Here is a 16,003-nt window from a genome sequence, read left to right on the forward strand (position 1 = left end):
CCCGGACTCACATTCATCGACAGGCCGCAAGACGATGCTGAAACTAGAATCCGTGCAGATTTCGTATGGCGCCATCCAGGCCGTGCGCGACGTATCGCTGGAGATACGCGCCGGCGAGATCGTGACCATCATCGGCGCCAACGGCGCGGGCAAGAGCACGCTGCTCAAGGGCGTGGCCGGGCTGGAGCCGCTGCAGGGCGGCCGGGTCACGTTCGACGGGCGCGACATCACGCCGGTGCCGGCGCATCGGCGCGTCGGCCTGGGCCTGGCGCTGTCGCCGGAAGGGCGGGGCGTGTTCGCCGACCAGACGGTCTACGACAACCTGGCGCTGGGCGCCTACCTGCGGCGCCGCGATCCGGCCGCGGTGGCCGAGGGCGTGGAGCGCGGCTACCGGCTGTTCCCGCGCCTGCGCGAACGCCGCGACCAGCTCGCCGGCACGCTGTCCGGCGGCGAGCAGCAGATGCTGGCGATGGCGCGCGCGCTGATGAGCGAGCCCCGCCTGCTGTGCCTGGACGAACCCTCGCTGGGGCTGGCGCCGCTGATCGTGCAGGACATCTTCGCCGCCATCCGCAAGCTGCGCGACGACGGCCTGACCATCGTGCTGGTCGAACAGATGGCCAACCAGGCGCTGGGCGTGGCCGACCGCGCCTATGTGCTGGAAACCGGGCGCATCACGTTGAGCGGCAGCGGCGCCGAGCTGCTGCGCGACCCCGGCGTGCGCGCGGCCTATCTTGGCGCGCATTGAGTCCGCGCGCCGGGCGCGATACCATGTCCGCTGCGCCGCGTGGGCGGCGCCCTCATCCCCTTCAGGCCGGCGCCGTGACGTCCCCTACAGTTGATGCAAGCCAGGACCGCACCGGTCTTATCTATCTTCAATTGATGTTCGTCATGGCCACGTGGGGCCTGAACATCGTCTCCATCAAATACCTGACGCAGCACATGGACGTGCAGGCGCTGGCGGCCGTGCGCATCGTGATCGCCTTCGCCGCCGTCACCTTCATCATCAAGGCGCGCCGCGGCCGCATTCCCAGGCTGGGCCGCGCCGAACTGGTCTGGGTCGCGCTGGCCGGATTCCTGGTGGTGTACGCGCACCAGGTGGCGCTGGTCTCGGGGCTGCGCCTGTCCTCGGCGGCCAACGGCACGCTCATCATGGCCACCAGCCCGCTGCTGTCGGCGCTGCTGGCCGCGCTGTTCTACCGCGAGCGGCTGACGCCGTCGCGCATCGCCGGCGCGCTGCTGGGGCTGCTGGGCGTGGGCATGGTGGTGGCCGGCAGCGGCGGGCGCTTCGGGCTGACCGGCTGGGGCGACGCCATCGTGTTCGTGGCGGTGCTGGTGTTCGTCTGCGGCGGGCTGGTGATCCAGCGCATGTCGCGCATGATGGACCCGCTGGGCATGCTCTGGTACATGTACCTCGCCGGCGGCCTCATGCTGGTCGCGCATGCGCTGCTGACGCCGGCCTCCTATGACGCGGGGATGTGGCTGATGTCGTGGTGGCCGTGGGTGGTGCTGCTGTACTCGGCGGTCATCGCCTCGGGGGTCAGCAACATCGTGTGGAACGCCGGCATCGCGCGGCTGGGCATCAGCCGCGCGGCGCTGTTCGTGAACTGGCTGCCGATCTTCGGGCTGCTGTTCGCGGCGCTGTTCCTGGACGAGGCCGTCACGCCCACGCACGTGGCCGGGCTGGCCTGCGTGCTGGGCGGAACTTGGCTGGGCCTGCGGCGCGTCAGCGCGCGTTCTTAAGCAGGCGCGCGGCTTCGATCGCGAAGTAGGTGAGGATGCCGTCGGCGCCGGCGCGCTTGAACGCCAGCAGCGCTTCCATCATGACCTTGTCGTGGTCGAGCCAGCCGTTGGCCGAGGCGGCCTTGATCATGGCGTATTCGCCGCTGACCTGATAGGCGAAGGTCGGCACCCGGAAGGCGTCCTTCACGCGCCGCAGCACGTCCAGGTAGGGCATGCCGGGCTTGACCATGACCATGTCGGCGCCTTCCTGCAGGTCGGCGGCCACTTCGCGCAGCGCTTCGTCCAGGTTGCCCGGGTCCATCTGGTAGGCCATTTTGTTGGACTTGCCCAGGTTGCTGGCCGAGCCCACCGCGTCGCGGAACGGGCCGTAGAAGGCGCTGGCGTACTTGGCCGAGTAGGCCATGATCTGCGTGTGGATGTGGCCGTTGGCTTCGAGCGCGCGGCGCACGGCGCCGATGCGGCCGTCCATCATGTCGCTGGGGGCGACCATGTCGACGCCGGCGTCGGCCTGGGCCAGCGCCTGCTTGACCAGGATCTCGACGGTAGGCTCGTTCAGCACGTAGCCGTTTTCGTCGATGACCCCGTCCTGGCCGTGGCTGGTGTACGGGTCCAGCGCCACGTCGCACAGCACGCCCAGCTCGGGGAAGCGGCGCTTGAGCTCGCGCACCACGGTCGGGATCAGGCCGTCGGGATTGATGGCTTCGATGCCGTCGGGCGTCTTGAGCGAGGGCTCGATGGCGGGAAACAGCGCCAGCACCGGAATGCCCAGCGCCACGCATTCCTCGGCCACCGGCAGCAGCGTGTCCAGCGAATAGCGGACCACGCCGGGCAGCGAAGGCACCGCCTGCTGCAGGCCCGAGCCTTCGGCCACGAACACGGGATAGATCAGATCGTTGACCGTCAGCGCGTTCTCGCGGACCAGGCGGCGCGTGAAATCGTCGCGGCGCAGGCGGCGCGGACGGGAGACCGGGAATTCGGGGGAGATGATCTGCGGGTTCATGGTACGACCTTCGGTGAAATCCAGTTTTCGATGTGCGCGCCGGCCTCTTCCAGCCCGATGCGCTCGGGCGCCGAGAAGGGAACGGTGTGCAGGGCGCCGATATCGGCCAGATCCTTGCGCACCGCGAACACGGTGCGCATGCGCTGGCCGTAGGGCAGCTTGTCGGCCTTGGTCAGCAGCGCCAGCACCGGGCGGCCGGTGGGGGCGATGAAATTGGCCAGGCGCCGGTCCAGTTCGGTGACGCCGCGGCGGATGTCGATCAGCAGCACGATGCCGACCAGCGATTCGCGGTCGCGCAGATAGCCGCCCAGGATGTCCGCCCATTTTTCCTTTTCGTCGCGGGCCACCGACGCATAGCCGTAGCCGGGCAGGTCGACGAGAAAGCCGATCTGGCCTTCGGGGTCCAGCGGGTCGGGCAGGCCGAACATATTGATCAGGCGCGTGCGGCCCGGCGTCTTGCTGGAGAACGCGAGACGGCGCTGGTTGCACAGCACGTTGATGGCCGTGGACTTGCCGGCGTTGGAGCGGCCGACGAAGCAGACCTCGGGGGCGCCGGCGGCCGGCAGCTGGTCGAGGCGAGCCGCGGAAGTGAAGAAGGAGGCGCGATGTAGGAGGGACACGGATGGCTTCGGATGCGGTTGGTTTCAAGCCCTATTGTATAATCCGGCGTTTGCAACAGTGGTCCCCGTGCGCGGAGCCGTCTTTTTTGGCTCGATACGGTATATCCGGGTGTGCGGGTAGGCGTGGGCGCCTTTTTGCGCCTTGATCGATGCGATTCGTCGAGGTCTTCATGAAGCGTGTGCTGTCCCGGATGTTGGTTGCGAGCGGGCTGTTGCTCGGCGCCTCCGCCTTATCTACTACGAGTTTCGCCGCCGAAGGCGCTGCGGGCCCGGCCAAACCAGATGCCGCCAAGGGCGGGCAGCTGTTCGAGCAGGGGGACGCCGCCAGAGGCATCATTTCCTGCGCGTCCTGTCATGGCGCGGCCGGCAACAGCACCATCCCGGCGAACCCCAACCTGGCCGCGCAGCCGCACGAATACCTCGCCAAGCAACTGGCCGACTTCCAGGTCAAGTCCGGCGCCAAGGTGCCCACGCGCAACGGCCCCGAGGGCAATCCCACCCCGATGACGGCCATGGCGCAGAACCTGACGCCGGCCGACATGCAGAACATCGCGCTCTACCTGGCGCAGCAGCCGCTCAAGGAGCCGGCCACCGCCGGTCATGAGAACCTGGTTGATCTGGGTCAAAGAATCTGGCGCGGCGGTTTGCCCGAACGCAACGTTCCGGCGTGCGCGGCGTGCCATTCTGCCAATGGTGCGGGCATGCCCGCCCAATACCCCCGTCTGTCGGGCCAGTTCCCGATGTATATCGAAGCGCAGCTGAAGCTGTTCCGCAGCGGCGATCGCAAGAACGACATCATGTTCGCCATTGCCGATCGCATGTCGGATGCCGATATCAAGGCGGTCTCGGACTACGCAGCCGGTCTGCGATAGGCGCTTGCCCGCAACGCGCGCGGCTGGTCCGCGCCCTGCAACCGAGCGTGACGGAACCTGAGTCCGCCGCGCGCTGTCTATGAGGGGGGTAGCCGATAGCGCGGCCCCCCTTTTTTCATGAATTCAGCCCGTACACATACCCGTCCCTCCCTGCGCACCCTGCCCGGCGATTTCTTCGAATTGCTGGGCTCGATGCGTTTTGCCGTCAGCCTGCTGATGTTCATCTGCGTGGCGAGCCTGGTGGGAACGGTGCTGCAGCAGAACCGCGCGTCCAGCAATTACATCGACCAGTTCGGCCCGTTCTGGTTCGAAGTGTTCGACAAGTTCTCGATCTGGCACGTCTACAACAGCTGGTGGTTCCTGCTGATCATGGCGTTCCTGGTCGTGTCGACCTCGGTCTGCCTGATCCGCAACGCGCCCAAGATGCTGCGCGATGCGCGTTCGTTTCGCGAGCACGTGCGCGTCGGCAGCCTGCGCGCCTTCCCCCACCGGGTGGAAACGGACGCCGCCACCGACGTGCCGCAGACCGCGGCCGGCCTGAAGAAGCTGCTGGGCGGGCTGGGATACGCGGTGCGCGAACGCCAGGACCAGGACGGCGTGCTGCTGGCGGCCAAGAAGGGCAGCGCCAACCGGCTGGGCTATGTGTTCGCGCACTCGGCGCTGGTCATCATCTGCATCGGCGGGCTGCTCGACAGCGAACTGCCGGTGCGGCTGCAGGTCATGTTCGGCGGCAAAAAGCCCATCGTCGAGAACATGCTGATCTCCGAGGTGCCCGAAAGCGGGCGCCTGTCGGTGAATAACCCGAGCTTTCGCGCCAGCGTGCTGGTGCCCGAGGGCAGCCAGGCCAGCACCGCGGTCGTGATGGTGGGCGACGGCGCCCTGGTGCAGCCCATGCCGTTCTCGCTCAGGCTCAAGAAGTTCGTGGTCGATTACTACTCGACCGGCATGCCCAGCCGCTTCGCGAGCGAGGTGGAGGTGACCGATCCCGACACCGGCAAGACCTTCGATTCCACCATCGAGGTCAATGAGCCGCTGCGTTTCAAGGGCATGACGGTCTACCAGTCCAGCTTCGACGACGGCGGCAGCACGGTGGTGCTGAAGGGCTACCCGCTGGTCGGTGCCGAGGCCACGCCTTTCGCGGTGGACGGCACCGTGGGCAAGAAATCCGAAGTAACCGCTCACACAGCGTCCGGCCCGCGCAGCATGGGCATCGAGATCACGGCCCTGCGGCCGATCAACGTCGAGGACCTGACCGGCGGCACGCCCAAGGGCGCGAACCAGAGCTTCGCCGAGCATGTGGCTTCGGTCTCGGGCAGCGCCGCCGGCAAGAAGAACGAAAACCTGCGCAACGTCGGTCCCAGCGTCGAATACAAGCTGATCGACGACGCCGGCCAGGCCCACGAATTCCAGAATTACATGCTGCCGGTCGAACTGGACGGCGCTTCGGTGTTCCTGGCCGGGGTGCGCAACAACGCCTCCGAGCCGTTCCGCTACCTGCGCATCCCCGCCGACGCCGACAGTTCCATCGGCGAATTCATGCGCCTGCGCGCCACGCTGGCCGATCCGGCCGCCCGCAAGGAGGCGGCGCGCCGCTTCGCCGAGCGCAACAGCCCGTCGGGCACGGATCGCCAGCCGCTGCAGACGGCCGCCGAACGCGCGCTGGACACCTTCGCCTCGGGCGGCCTGCAGGCCGTGGCGGCGTTCCTGCAGGCCAACACGCCGGCCCAGGACCTGGAGCGGGCCGCCGACGTGGTGATACGGCTGATCGGCGCCAGCATGAACGAGCTGCGCGCCGTCGAGCGCGAGCGCGCCGGCCTGCCGCCGGTGGCGGCTTCCGGCCCTGACGCCGAACAGGCCGCGGTCTGGTCGCGCCTGGCGGTGGCGGCGCTGTCGGACCTGACTGTTTATCCGGCGCCGGTGTTCCTGTCGCTGGCGGACTTCCAGCACGTGCAGGCCAGCGTGTTCCAGGTCAGCCGCACCCCCGGCAAGAACACGGTGTACCTGGGCAGCCTGCTGCTGGTGCTGGGCGTGTTCGCGATGTTCTATATTCGTGATCGCCGCATCTGGATCTGGATCAAGCCGCAAGACGGCGGCAGCAGCGTGCTGGCGGCCATGACGTCCCAGAAGCGTACACTGGACTTCAACCAGGAGTTCGAACGCTTCAAGCAGGCGCTGTTGCGCCACAAGAGGTCTTAAGGTTCCCTATGTCCACGACGACCACCACCCATTCCACGCCGCCGGACCTGCTCTGGCAGGACCAGCTGTCCGAAACCGGCGACAGCCGCGCGCGGCGCGGCCGGCCCGACTGGACCGACATCGTCTTCTTCCTGCTGCTGTCGGCGGGGGCGGCCTTCGCGCTGACCCGCTACAGCGGCGCGATGGACTACTACGAGAAGATCATCCTGTGCGGCACGGTGCCGGTGCTGGCCTGGATGGGCTGGCTGTGGCGTCCGCTGCGCCGGCTGATGGTGGCCTGTGCCATCGCCGCCGGGCTGGCCCTGATGCTGTACGGCAACGACCTGGCCCGCGCCGAGCAGGTGTTCTTCCTGAAATACCTGTTCTCTTCGCAATCCGCCATTCTGTGGATGTGCGCGCTGTTCGCGCTGGCCACGGTGTGCTACTGGATCGGGGTGTTCAGCCCTACCGCCGCCTGGCTCGGCACGGCCCTGACCTGGGGCGCGGTGTTCGCCGGCGTGACCGGCCTGCTGGTGCGCTGGCGCGAGGGTCACCTGATGGGCCCGGACCTGGGCCACATCCCGGTCAGCAACCTGTACGAAGTCTTCGTGCTGTTCGCGCTGATCACGGCGCTGTTCTACCTGTATTACGAACGCAAGTACGCCACGCGCGCGCTGGGCGGGTTCGTGCTGCTGGTGGTGACCTCGGCCGCCGTGTTCCTGCTGTGGTATTCGTTCACGCGCGACGCCGGGCAGATCCAGCCGCTGGTGCCGGCCTTGAAGAGCTGGTGGATGAAGCTGCACGTGCCGGCCAACTTCATCGGCTACGGCACGTTCTCGCTGGCCGCCATGGTGGGCTTCGCCTACCTGGTCAAGCAGCACGGGCAGACCACGTCCTGGGCCAAGCTGGCGCCGCTGTTCGTGCTGGGCGTGCTGCTGGCGGCCGAGCCCATGGTGTTCCGCACCGATGGCCTGTCGGCCACCTGGATGCTGTATTTCGGCGTGGGCGCGGTGATCGTGGGCGCCATCCTGCTGGGCCGCCGCCGCATCGCCGCGGTGCTGCCGTCGCTGGAGGTGCTGGACGACATCATGTATCGCGCCATCGCCATCGGCTTCGCGTTCTTCACCGTCGCCACCATCCTGGGCGCGCTGTGGGCGGCCGACGCCTGGGGCGCATACTGGCAGTGGGACCCCAAGGAGACCTGGGCGCTGATCGTCTGGCTCAACTACGCTGCCTGGCTGCACATGCGCCTGATCAAGGGCCTGCGCGGCACCATGGCGGCCTACTGGGCGCTGATGGGGCTGCTGATCACCGGGTTCGCGTTCCTGGGGGTGAACATGTTCCTGTCGGGGCTGCACTCGTACGGGGAGCTTTGACGGGTGCCGGCATTTGCGCCTGCCACGAAAATCGGCGGCTTGCGCCGCCTGATGGGTTCCGCGCGGTGAACGTTGGGGTTCTTGCTTAAGGACTCTGGCGCTGCACCCATCCTACAGCGTCGATTCTCCGCGTAGCAGGTCGTCCAGCGTTTCGCGCCGGCGCACCACGTAGTACTGGTCGCCGTCGACCATGACCTCGGCCGCGCGCGGGCGGGTGTTGTAGTTGCTGGCCATGGCCATGCTGTAGGCGCCGGCGGATTCCACGGCCAGCAGGTCGCCGGCCTCGATCGCGAGCTTGCGCTGCCTGGCCAGCCAGTCGGCGCTTTCGCAGACCGGGCCCACGATGTCGTAGAGGGTTGCTTCGCCGGCGCGCGGATGCACCGGGCGCACGCCGTGGAAGGCGTCGTACAGCGCCGGACGCAGCAGGTCGTTCATGGCGGCGTCGACGATGGCGAAATTGCGCGCCTCGGCATGCTTCAGGTATTGCACCGTCGTCAGCAGCACGCCGGCGTTGCCGACCAGCGAGCGGCCGGGCTCCAGCACCAGGTGCAGATGGCCCAGGCCGCGGGCCTGCAGGCGTTCGAAGACGGGGTCGAGCAGGGCGCGCGGCGAGGGCGGGGTTTCATCCGCGTAGCGGATGCCCAGCCCGCCGCCCAGGTCCAGGTGCCGGATCGCGATGCCGGCCTGCGCCAGCCGGTCGATCAGGTCCAGCAGCTTGTCCAGCGCGTCCAGGTAGGGGCCGATCTCGGTCAGCTGCGAGCCGATATGGCAGTCCACGCCCACGATTTCCAGCGCGGGCAGCGCCTGCGCGCTGCGATACACCGCCAGCGCCGATTCGATGGCGATGCCGAACTTGTTTTCTTTCAGGCCGGTGGAGATGTACGGGTGGGTCTGCGCGTCCACGTCGGGATTGACCCGCAGCGAAACCGGCGCGCGCGCGCCCATGTCCTGGGCGACCTGCGACAGCAGGCGCAGCTCGGCCTCGGATTCGACATTGAAGCACTTGACCCCGGCCGCCAGCGCGTCGCGCATCTCCCAGGCCTGCTTGCCCACGCCCGAAAACACGATGCGGGCCGGATCGGCGCCGACCGCCAGGGCGCGCTTGAGCTCGCCGCCCGAGACGATGTCGAAGCCCGCGCCCAGGCGCGCGAATTCCTTGAGCACGGCCAGGTTGGAATTGGCCTTCATGCCGTAGCAGACCAGCACCGGGCGCTGCCCGACGGCACTGTGGTAGGCCTGCCAGGCGGCCTTGAGCGCGGCGCGCGAATAAACGTACAACGGGGTGCCCAGCCGCTCGGCCAGGTGGTCCAGCGGCACGTCCTCGGCATAGAGGACGTTGTTGCGGAACTGGAAGTACGGATGGCCCGCCAGTTCCGGCTGCGCTGGAAACCGGGCGGTCATAGCACGGGGGGCGCCGGCGGGATTGGCACCGAGGGTTGCGGCTGGGAGTCGCGCGGCGGCTTGCCGTCGGGAGTCGGCATGTACAACGGCCCCTTGTACCCGCAGGCCGCCAGCATGCCGGTCGTCACGAGCGTGGCTACAATGCGAAGAGCCATGCGGCTGAATGCCAATTGGAACACTGGGAACTCCGTAATTCTTGCAGGCTCGATTATGACCGAAACCGAATTTCTTGCGTTGATCGACCAGGTGCTGGACAGCATCGAAAGCCAGGCCGATGACTGGGCGGCTTCGCTCGACGTCGATGTCGAAACCAGCCGCAGCGGCAATGTGCTGACCATGGTTTTCGAGGACAACACCCACGTCGTGGTGAACAGCCAGGCCGCCATGCAGGAGCTGTGGGTCGCCGCGCGCAGCGGCGGCTTCCACTACCGTTACGACGGCCTGCACTGGAACGATACCCGAGGCGGGCCGCAATTGCCGGATGCTTTGTCGCAAATCTGTTCCGCGGCTGCCGGCGTGCCGGTGACGATACGGCTGTAGGCGGGTAATCCCTGCGCGGCGGGGGCGGCTGGCGCCGCCCGATGGGTTCCGCGCGTTCGACGGTCGAGTTTTTGCGTAGACGGTCTCGCGCTGCACCCATCCTACGGGCACAGATCTTGTGGTCCATCCTTTAAAAAAAAACCGGCCCCTCGGGCCGGTTTTTGCATTTGCGCGATCAGAACTGGATCTGTTGCGACCAGGGGGCGGGCTTCTGGGAGCCGACGCCCGGCGCGACCTTGATGCGGGTGTCCTCGTTGGTGCTGCCGTTCAGGCCGTTGAGGAACTCGCCCAGCGTGTCGGCCTCGGGCAGGCCCAGGCGCGCGACGGCCTGGCCCGGCGGGAATTCGGAGAAATAGAACTCGCCGTTTTCCACCAGCAGGCCATCGGGGCGGGGGCGCGGCTTCTCTTCGGGCACGCCCTTGAGCACGTCCTGCATGTAGTCGACCCAGATCGGCATGGCCACGCCGCCGCCGGTTTCGCGCGAGCCCAGCGACTTGGGCTGGTCGAAGCCCAGCCACGCGGTGGCGACCAGCGAGGGGGTGTAGCCCGAGAACCAGGCGTCCACGGATTCGTTGGTGGTGCCGGTCTTGCCGGCGATGTCGCTGCGCTTGAGCAGCGCGCGGGCGCGGGCGGCGGTGCCGTAGGTGGCCACGCCGCGCAGGATGTCGTCCATGACCCAGGCGGTGCGCGGGTCGATGGCGCGGGCCTGCTCGTCGCCAGCCACGACCGGCTTGGCCTGCATGATGACCTTGCCGCTGCTGTCGGTGACGCGGTCGATCAGGTAGGGCGTGACGCGGTAGCCGCCGTTGGCGAACACCGAGAACGCGCCGGCCAGCTGCAGCGGCGTGACCGAGCCCGCGCCCAGGGCCAGGGGCAGCACGGCCGGCTGGCGGGCCTTGTCGAAGCCGAAGCGGGTCAGGTAGTCCTGCGCGTATTGCGGGCCGATGGCCTGCAGGATACGGATCGACACCATGTTCTTGGATTTGTACAGGCCCTGGCGCAGGGTCAGCATGGGCTCGTACTGGTTGCCGTAGTTCTTCGGGTTCCAGGCCTTGGAGCCGGTCTGCTCGGCGGTCAGCATGAAGGGCTGGTCGGAGATCTGCGTGCCCGGGGTCAGGCCGCGCTCCAGCGAGGCGGCGTAGATGAACGGCTTGATGTTCGAGCCGGGCTGGCGCCAGGCCTGGGTCACGCGGTTGAAGTTCCCGCGATAGAAATCGAAGCCGCCCACCATGGCGCGGATGGCGCCGTCCTGCGGCGCCAGCGCCACGAAGGCCGCCTGCACCGAAGGCAGGTTGATGATTTCCCAGTTGTCGCCGAACTTGCGGATATAAACCACCGAGCCGCGCTTGATACGCTGCTCGGGCTTGGCCTTGTCGTTGAGCGCGCGCGCCACCACGCCCAGCACCTTCTTGTCGGTGACCGTGATGATCTCGCGCGAGCTGCGCGCCAGTTTCACTTCGGTGGGGCTGGCCGACAGCACCACCGCGGTCANCCATGGCCATGCTGTAGGCGCCGGCGGATTCCACGGCCAGCAGGTCGCCGGCCTCGATCGCGAGCTTGCGCTGCCTGGCCAGCCAGTCGGCGCTTTCGCAGACCGGGCCCACGATGTCGTAGAGGGTTGCTTCGCCGGCGCGCGGATGCACCGGGCGCACGCCGTGGAAGGCGTCGTACAGCGCCGGACGCAGCAGGTCGTTCATGGCGGCGTCGACGATGGCGAAATTGCGCGCCTCGGCATGCTTCAGGTATTGCACCGTCGTCAGCAGCACGCCGGCGTTGCCGACCAGCGAGCGGCCGGGCTCCAGCACCAGGTGCAGATGGCCCAGGCCGCGGGCCTGCAGGCGTTCGAAGACGGGGTCGAGCAGGGCGCGCGGCGAGGGCGGGGTTTCATCCGCGTAGCGGATGCCCAGCCCGCCGCCCAGGTCCAGGTGCCGGATCGCGATGCCGGCCTGCGCCAGCCGGTCGATCAGGTCCAGCAGCTTGTCCAGCGCGTCCAGGTAGGGGCCGATCTCGGTCAGCTGCGAGCCGATATGGCAGTCCACGCCCACGATTTCCAGCGCGGGCAGCGCCTGCGCGCTGCGATACACCGCCAGCGCCGATTCGATGGCGATGCCGAACTTGTTTTCTTTCAGGCCGGTGGAGATGTACGGGTGGGTCTGCGCGTCCACGTCGGGATTGACCCGCAGCGAAACCGGCGCGCGCGCGCCCATGTCCTGGGCGACCTGCGACAGCAGGCGCAGCTCGGCCTCGGATTCGACATTGAAGCACTTGACCCCGGCCGCCAGCGCGTCGCGCATCTCCCAGGCCTGCTTGCCCACGCCCGAAAACACGATGCGGGCCGGATCGGCGCCGACCGCCAGGGCGCGCTTGAGCTCGCCGCCCGAGACGATGTCGAAGCCCGCGCCCAGGCGCGCGAATTCCTTGAGCACGGCCAGGTTGGAATTGGCCTTCATGCCGTAGCAGACCAGCACCGGGCGCTGCCCGACGGCACTGTGGTAGGCCTGCCAGGCGGCCTTGAGCGCGGCGCGCGAATAAACGTACAACGGGGTGCCCAGCCGCTCGGCCAGGTGGTCCAGCGGCACGTCCTCGGCATAGAGGACGTTGTTGCGGAACTGGAAGTACGGATGGCCCGCCAGTTCCGGCTGCGCTGGAAACCGGGCGGTCATAGCACGGGGGGCGCCGGCGGGATTGGCACCGAGGGTTGCGGCTGGGAGTCGCGCGGCGGCTTGCCGTCGGGAGTCGGCATGTACAACGGCCCCTTGTACCCGCAGGCCGCCAGCATGCCGGTCGTCACGAGCGTGGCTACAATGCGAAGAGCCATGCGGCTGAATGCCAATTGGAACACTGGGAACTCCGTAATTCTTGCAGGCTCGATTATGACCGAAACCGAATTTCTTGCGTTGATCGACCAGGTGCTGGACAGCATCGAAAGCCAGGCCGATGACTGGGCGGCTTCGCTCGACGTCGATGTCGAAACCAGCCGCAGCGGCAATGTGCTGACCATGGTTTTCGAGGACAACACCCACGTCGTGGTGAACAGCCAGGCCGCCATGCAGGAGCTGTGGGTCGCCGCGCGCAGCGGCGGCTTCCACTACCGTTACGACGGCCTGCACTGGAACGATACCCGAGGCGGGCCGCAATTGCCGGATGCTTTGTCGCAAATCTGTTCCGCGGCTGCCGGCGTGCCGGTGACGATACGGCTGTAGGCGGGTAATCCCTGCGCGGCGGGGGCGGCTGGCGCCGCCCGATGGGTTCCGCGCGTTCGACGGTCGAGTTTTTGCGTAGACGGTCTCGCGCTGCACCCATCCTACGGGCACAGATCTTGTGGTCCATCCTTTAAAAAAAAACCGGCCCCTCGGGCCGGTTTTTGCATTTGCGCGATCAGAACTGGATCTGTTGCGACCAGGGGGCGGGCTTCTGGGAGCCGACGCCCGGCGCGACCTTGATGCGGGTGTCCTCGTTGGTGCTGCCGTTCAGGCCGTTGAGGAACTCGCCCAGCGTGTCGGCCTCGGGCAGGCCCAGGCGCGCGACGGCCTGGCCCGGCGGGAATTCGGAGAAATAGAACTCGCCGTTTTCCACCAGCAGGCCATCGGGGCGGGGGCGCGGCTTCTCTTCGGGCACGCCCTTGAGCACGTCCTGCATGTAGTCGACCCAGATCGGCATGGCCACGCCGCCGCCGGTTTCGCGCGAGCCCAGCGACTTGGGCTGGTCGAAGCCCAGCCACGCGGTGGCGACCAGCGAGGGGGTGTAGCCCGAGAACCAGGCGTCCACGGATTCGTTGGTGGTGCCGGTCTTGCCGGCGATGTCGCTGCGCTTGAGCAGCGCGCGGGCGCGGGCGGCGGTGCCGTAGGTGGCCACGCCGCGCAGGATGTCGTCCATGACCCAGGCGGTGCGCGGGTCGATGGCGCGGGCCTGCTCGTCGCCAGCCACGACCGGCTTGGCCTGCATGATGACCTTGCCGCTGCTGTCGGTGACGCGGTCGATCAGGTAGGGCGTGACGCGGTAGCCGCCGTTGGCGAACACCGAGAACGCGCCGGCCAGCTGCAGCGGCGTGACCGAGCCCGCGCCCAGGGCCAGGGGCAGCACGGCCGGCTGGCGGGCCTTGTCGAAGCCGAAGCGGGTCAGGTAGTCCTGCGCGTATTGCGGGCCGATGGCCTGCAGGATACGGATCGACACCATGTTCTTGGATTTGTACAGGCCCTGGCGCAGGGTCAGCATGGGCTCGTACTGGTTGCCGTAGTTCTTCGGGTTCCAGGCCTTGGAGCCGGTCTGCTCGGCGGTCAGCATGAAGGGCTGGTCGGAGATCTGCGTGCCCGGGGTCAGGCCGCGCTCCAGCGAGGCGGCGTAGATGAACGGCTTGATGTTCGAGCCGGGCTGGCGCCAGGCCTGGGTCACGCGGTTGAAGTTCCCGCGATAGAAATCGAAGCCGCCCACCATGGCGCGGATGGCGCCGTCCTGCGGCGCCAGCGCCACGAAGGCCGCCTGCACCGAAGGCAGGTTGATGATTTCCCAGTTGTCGCCGAACTTGCGGATATAAACCACCGAGCCGCGCTTGATACGCTGCTCGGGCTTGGCCTTGTCGTTGAGCGCGCGCGCCACCACGCCCAGCACCTTCTTGTCGGTGACCGTGATGATCTCGCGCGAGCTGCGCGCCAGTTTCACTTCGGTGGGGCTGGCCGACAGCACCACCGCGGTCAGCAGGTCGCCGCTGTCGCTGAACTTGTCGAACACGCCGTCCAGGAAATCGTCCAGCGCCTGCGGGTTGTTTTCGACGCCGGCCGGCAGTTCGAGCTGCTCTTCGGGACCGGGGTAGGGTGCGCGGCGGGTGTATTGCAGCACGCCTTCGCGCACGGCGCGGTAGGCGGCTTCCTGGTCCTTGGAGTGCACCGTGGTGTAGATATTGATGCCGCGCGAATAGACGTTGTCCTGGTACACGTTGTACAGCAGCTGGCGCGCCAGCTCGGCCACGTATTCGCCGTGGATGGAATAGCCGCCGGCCGGCGTGCCTTCGGCCGACTTCATGACGATGGGCTGGGCCAGGGCCTGCTTGTATTCAGGCTCGGTGAGGTAGCCCAGCGAATGCATGCGGCTCAGCACGTAGCGCTGGCGCAGTTCGGCGCGGGGGCGGTTGGCGATCGGGTTGAAGCGCGAGGGCGCCTTGGGGATGCCGGCCAGCATGGCGGCCTCGGCCGGGGTCACCTCGGACAGGGGCTTGCCGAAATAGGTGCGCGAGGCGGCGGCGAAGCCGTAGGCGCGGTGGCCCAGGTAGATCTGGTTCATGTAGAGCTCCAGGATCTGGTCCTTGCTGAGCTCGGATTCGATCTTGAAGGTCAGCAGCAGCTCGTAGAACTTGCGCGAGTAGGTCTTTTCCGACGTCAGGTAGAAGTTGCGCGCCACCTGCATGGTGATGGTGCTGGCGCCCTGCGTCTTCGACATGTTGATCAGGTTGGTCAGGCCCGCGCGCACCACGCCGGCCCAGTCGATGCCGCCGTGCTGGTAGAAGCGGTCGTCCTCGGCGGCCAGCACCGCGGATTTCATGACGTCGGGAATCTCGTTGAAGCGCAGCACGTTGCGGCGCTCTTCGCCGAATTCGCCGATCAGCACCTTGTCCGCCGTGTAGACGCGCAGCGGCACCCGCGGGCGATAGTCCGTCATGGCGTGCAGGTCGGGCAGGTTGGGCCAGGCCAGCGCCAGCGCCATTCCCGCCAGCAGCACGCCGCACAGGAACAGGCCGGCACAGAAGATGCCGGTCTTGACGAAGAATCGCAGTATCGGGGAGCCGCTCTTGGAGGGCTTGTCTTTCTTGGAGGAATTCTGGGGCTTGCTCATCGCGGCGATTTTACGGGTATCTCCGGTCGGGGCTTAGCGCGGGGGACCGGTTTCTGTAACAAGATTGTGCAGTGTGGTGCGCGGGCAACTTGCGGGCAATGTGATAATGCCGGCATGAACGTTTCCGCTATCTCATGTCCGGAGGCTGCCCCGGACCCGGCGTCCCCCGGCGAGACGCCCGAAAATCCGCCTTGTGCCGCGGAGTGCGCAGGCGCGACCGCGTCGCTGCCGCACGATCTGCCCGTCTTCCTGGTGGGCATGATGGGCGCGGGCAAGACCACCATCGGCCGTGGCCTGGCGCGTGCGCTGGGGCGCGAGTTTGTGGATCTGGATCATGAGCTCGAGGCGCGTTGCGGCGTGCGGGTGCCGGTAATCTTCGAAATCGAAGGCGAAGCCGGTTTCCGTCGCCGGGAAGCTGCCGCCTTGGAAGAGTGTACCCAACGGCGCAACATT

General features: G+C 67.5%; 13 protein-coding genes and 2 pseudogenes. 8 read left to right on the top strand and 7 right to left on the bottom strand.

Annotation, left to right across the window (positions count from 1 at the left end; all coding sequences use genetic code 11):
• The first annotated feature begins 34 nt into the window (after positions 1 to 34).
• Positions 35 to 745 carry an ABC transporter ATP-binding protein gene (locus C1I89_RS24710; protein WP_102775365.1) on the top strand — a complete coding sequence of 237 codons (711 nt, stop codon included), beginning with the start codon at positions 35 to 37 and terminating at the stop codon, positions 743 to 745.
• A gap of 134 nt (positions 746 to 879) precedes the next feature.
• Positions 880 to 1,740, top strand: a complete 861-nt coding sequence (locus tag C1I89_RS24715) for a DMT family transporter (RefSeq protein WP_102775366.1) — start codon at positions 880 to 882, stop codon at positions 1,738 to 1,740.
• On the opposite strand, the gene hemB is transcribed toward C1I89_RS24715, so the two are convergent.
• Together hemB and yihA are read right to left on the bottom strand one after the other, a co-directional pair.
• Complete coding sequence (hemB, locus tag C1I89_RS24720; protein WP_102775052.1) at positions 1,724 to 2,740, bottom strand: porphobilinogen synthase; 1,017 nt, start codon at positions 2,738 to 2,740, stop codon at positions 1,724 to 1,726. The two genes, C1I89_RS24715 and hemB, sit on opposite strands and share 17 nt — an antisense overlap.
• Positions 2,737 to 3,360 carry a ribosome biogenesis GTP-binding protein YihA/YsxC gene (gene yihA / locus C1I89_RS24725; RefSeq protein ID WP_102775053.1) on the bottom strand — a complete coding sequence of 208 codons (624 nt, stop codon included), beginning with the start codon at positions 3,358 to 3,360 and terminating at the stop codon, positions 2,737 to 2,739. Before yihA ends, hemB begins: the two co-directional genes overlap by 4 nt.
• Before the next feature lie 170 nt (positions 3,361 to 3,530).
• Here yihA and C1I89_RS24730 point away from each other — a divergent pair, with 170 nt between their 5' ends.
• The 3 genes from C1I89_RS24730 to ccsB all read left to right on the top strand — a co-directional run bounded on the left by C1I89_RS24730 (position 3,531) and on the right by ccsB (position 7,783).
• A complete protein-coding gene (locus C1I89_RS24730; RefSeq protein WP_102775367.1) occupies positions 3,531 to 4,232 on the top strand; it encodes a c-type cytochrome in 702 nt (233 codons plus the stop codon).
• Positions 4,233 to 4,349: 117 nt separating this feature from the next.
• The gene (locus tag C1I89_RS24735) at positions 4,350 to 6,428 is read left to right on the top strand and encodes a cytochrome c biogenesis protein ResB (RefSeq protein WP_181391043.1); all 2,079 of its coding nucleotides are present in this window, start codon (positions 4,350 to 4,352) and stop codon (positions 6,426 to 6,428) included.
• A gap of 8 nt (positions 6,429 to 6,436) precedes the next feature.
• Positions 6,437 to 7,783, top strand: a complete 1,347-nt coding sequence (gene ccsB / locus C1I89_RS24740; protein ID WP_168202286.1) for a c-type cytochrome biogenesis protein CcsB — start codon at positions 6,437 to 6,439, stop codon at positions 7,781 to 7,783.
• Between the two features lie 111 nt (positions 7,784 to 7,894).
• On the opposite strand, the gene lysA (C1I89_RS24745) is transcribed toward ccsB, so the two are convergent.
• Both lysA (C1I89_RS24745) and lptM read right to left on the bottom strand, forming a co-directional pair.
• Positions 7,895 to 9,184 carry a diaminopimelate decarboxylase gene (lysA, locus tag C1I89_RS24745; protein WP_102775054.1) on the bottom strand — a complete coding sequence of 430 codons (1,290 nt, stop codon included), beginning with the start codon at positions 9,182 to 9,184 and terminating at the stop codon, positions 7,895 to 7,897.
• A complete protein-coding gene (lptM, locus tag C1I89_RS35635; RefSeq protein ID WP_308810286.1) occupies positions 9,181 to 9,444 on the bottom strand; it encodes an LPS translocon maturation chaperone LptM in 264 nt (87 codons plus the stop codon). The genes lysA (C1I89_RS24745) and lptM overlap by 4 nt, the downstream gene beginning before the upstream one ends.
• Here lptM and cyaY (C1I89_RS24755) point away from each other — a divergent pair.
• On the top strand, positions 9,395 to 9,724 hold the full coding sequence (cyaY, locus tag C1I89_RS24755) for an iron donor protein CyaY (RefSeq protein ID WP_043541608.1): 330 nt from the start codon (positions 9,395 to 9,397) through the stop codon (positions 9,722 to 9,724). The genes lptM and cyaY (C1I89_RS24755) overlap by 50 nt on opposite strands.
• Positions 9,725 to 9,899: 175 nt before the next feature.
• On the opposite strand, the pseudogene C1I89_RS24760 reads toward cyaY (C1I89_RS24755), so the two are convergent.
• Both C1I89_RS24760 and lysA (C1I89_RS24765) read right to left on the bottom strand, forming a co-directional pair.
• Positions 9,900 to 11,213 (bottom strand): annotated as a pseudogene (locus C1I89_RS24760) (penicillin-binding transpeptidase domain-containing protein); the annotation flags it as partial.
• A 4-nt stretch (positions 11,214 to 11,217) separates the two neighbouring features.
• Positions 11,218 to 12,387 (bottom strand): annotated as a pseudogene (gene lysA, locus C1I89_RS24765) (diaminopimelate decarboxylase); the annotation flags it as partial.
• Positions 12,388 to 12,597: 210 nt separating this feature from the next.
• Between lysA (C1I89_RS24765) and cyaY (C1I89_RS24775) the strand changes: the two are divergent.
• Positions 12,598 to 12,927: an iron donor protein CyaY gene (cyaY, locus tag C1I89_RS24775; RefSeq protein WP_043541608.1), complete on the top strand. Its 330-nt coding sequence runs from the start codon at positions 12,598 to 12,600 to the stop codon at positions 12,925 to 12,927.
• A 175-nt stretch (positions 12,928 to 13,102) separates the two neighbouring features.
• Here the strand turns inward: cyaY (C1I89_RS24775) and C1I89_RS24780 are convergent, their stop codons facing one another.
• Positions 13,103 to 15,550: a penicillin-binding protein 1A gene (locus tag C1I89_RS24780; RefSeq protein ID WP_102775056.1), complete on the bottom strand. Its 2,448-nt coding sequence runs from the start codon at positions 15,548 to 15,550 to the stop codon at positions 13,103 to 13,105.
• Between the two features lie 114 nt (positions 15,551 to 15,664).
• On the opposite strand from C1I89_RS24780, the gene C1I89_RS35425 reads away from it, so the two are divergent.
• Positions 15,665 to 16,003, top strand: a 339-nt coding sequence (locus tag C1I89_RS35425; RefSeq protein ID WP_308810287.1) for a shikimate kinase, incomplete at its 3' end; no start/stop codon positions are given.

The organism is Achromobacter pulmonis, from assembly GCF_002885955.2.
Taxonomy (GTDB): domain Bacteria; phylum Pseudomonadota; class Gammaproteobacteria; order Burkholderiales; family Burkholderiaceae_B; genus Achromobacter; species Achromobacter pulmonis_A.

Bases quoted from the DNA above. Each gene is read 5' to 3' on its own strand.
- C1I89_RS24730 (WP_102775367.1), top strand. From the start codon at position 3,531: ATGAAGCGTGTGCTGTCCCGGATGTTGGTTGCGAGCGGGCTGTTGCTC.
- ccsB (WP_168202286.1), top strand. From the start codon at position 6,437: ATGTCCACGACGACCACCACCCATTCCACGCCGCCGGACCTGCTCTGG.
- C1I89_RS24715 (WP_102775366.1), top strand. From the start codon at position 880: ATGTTCGTCATGGCCACGTGGGGCCTGAACATCGTCTCCATCAAATAC.
- cyaY (WP_043541608.1), top strand. From the start codon at position 12,598: ATGACCGAAACCGAATTTCTTGCGTTGATCGACCAGGTGCTGGACAGC.
- lysA (WP_102775054.1), bottom strand. From the start codon at position 9,184: ATGACCGCCCGGTTTCCAGCGCAGCCGGAACTGGCGGGCCATCCGTAC.
- lptM (WP_308810286.1), bottom strand. From the start codon at position 9,444: ATGCTGTCCAGCACCTGGTCGATCAACGCAAGAAATTCGGTTTCGGTC.
- C1I89_RS24780 (WP_102775056.1), bottom strand. From the start codon at position 15,550: ATGAGCAAGCCCCAGAATTCCTCCAAGAAAGACAAGCCCTCCAAGAGC.
- C1I89_RS24710 (WP_102775365.1), top strand. From the start codon at position 35: ATGCTGAAACTAGAATCCGTGCAGATTTCGTATGGCGCCATCCAGGCC.
- cyaY (WP_043541608.1), top strand. From the start codon at position 9,395: ATGACCGAAACCGAATTTCTTGCGTTGATCGACCAGGTGCTGGACAGC.
- hemB (WP_102775052.1), bottom strand. From the start codon at position 2,740: ATGAACCCGCAGATCATCTCCCCCGAATTCCCGGTCTCCCGTCCGCGC.
- C1I89_RS24735 (WP_181391043.1), top strand. From the start codon at position 4,350: ATGAATTCAGCCCGTACACATACCCGTCCCTCCCTGCGCACCCTGCCC.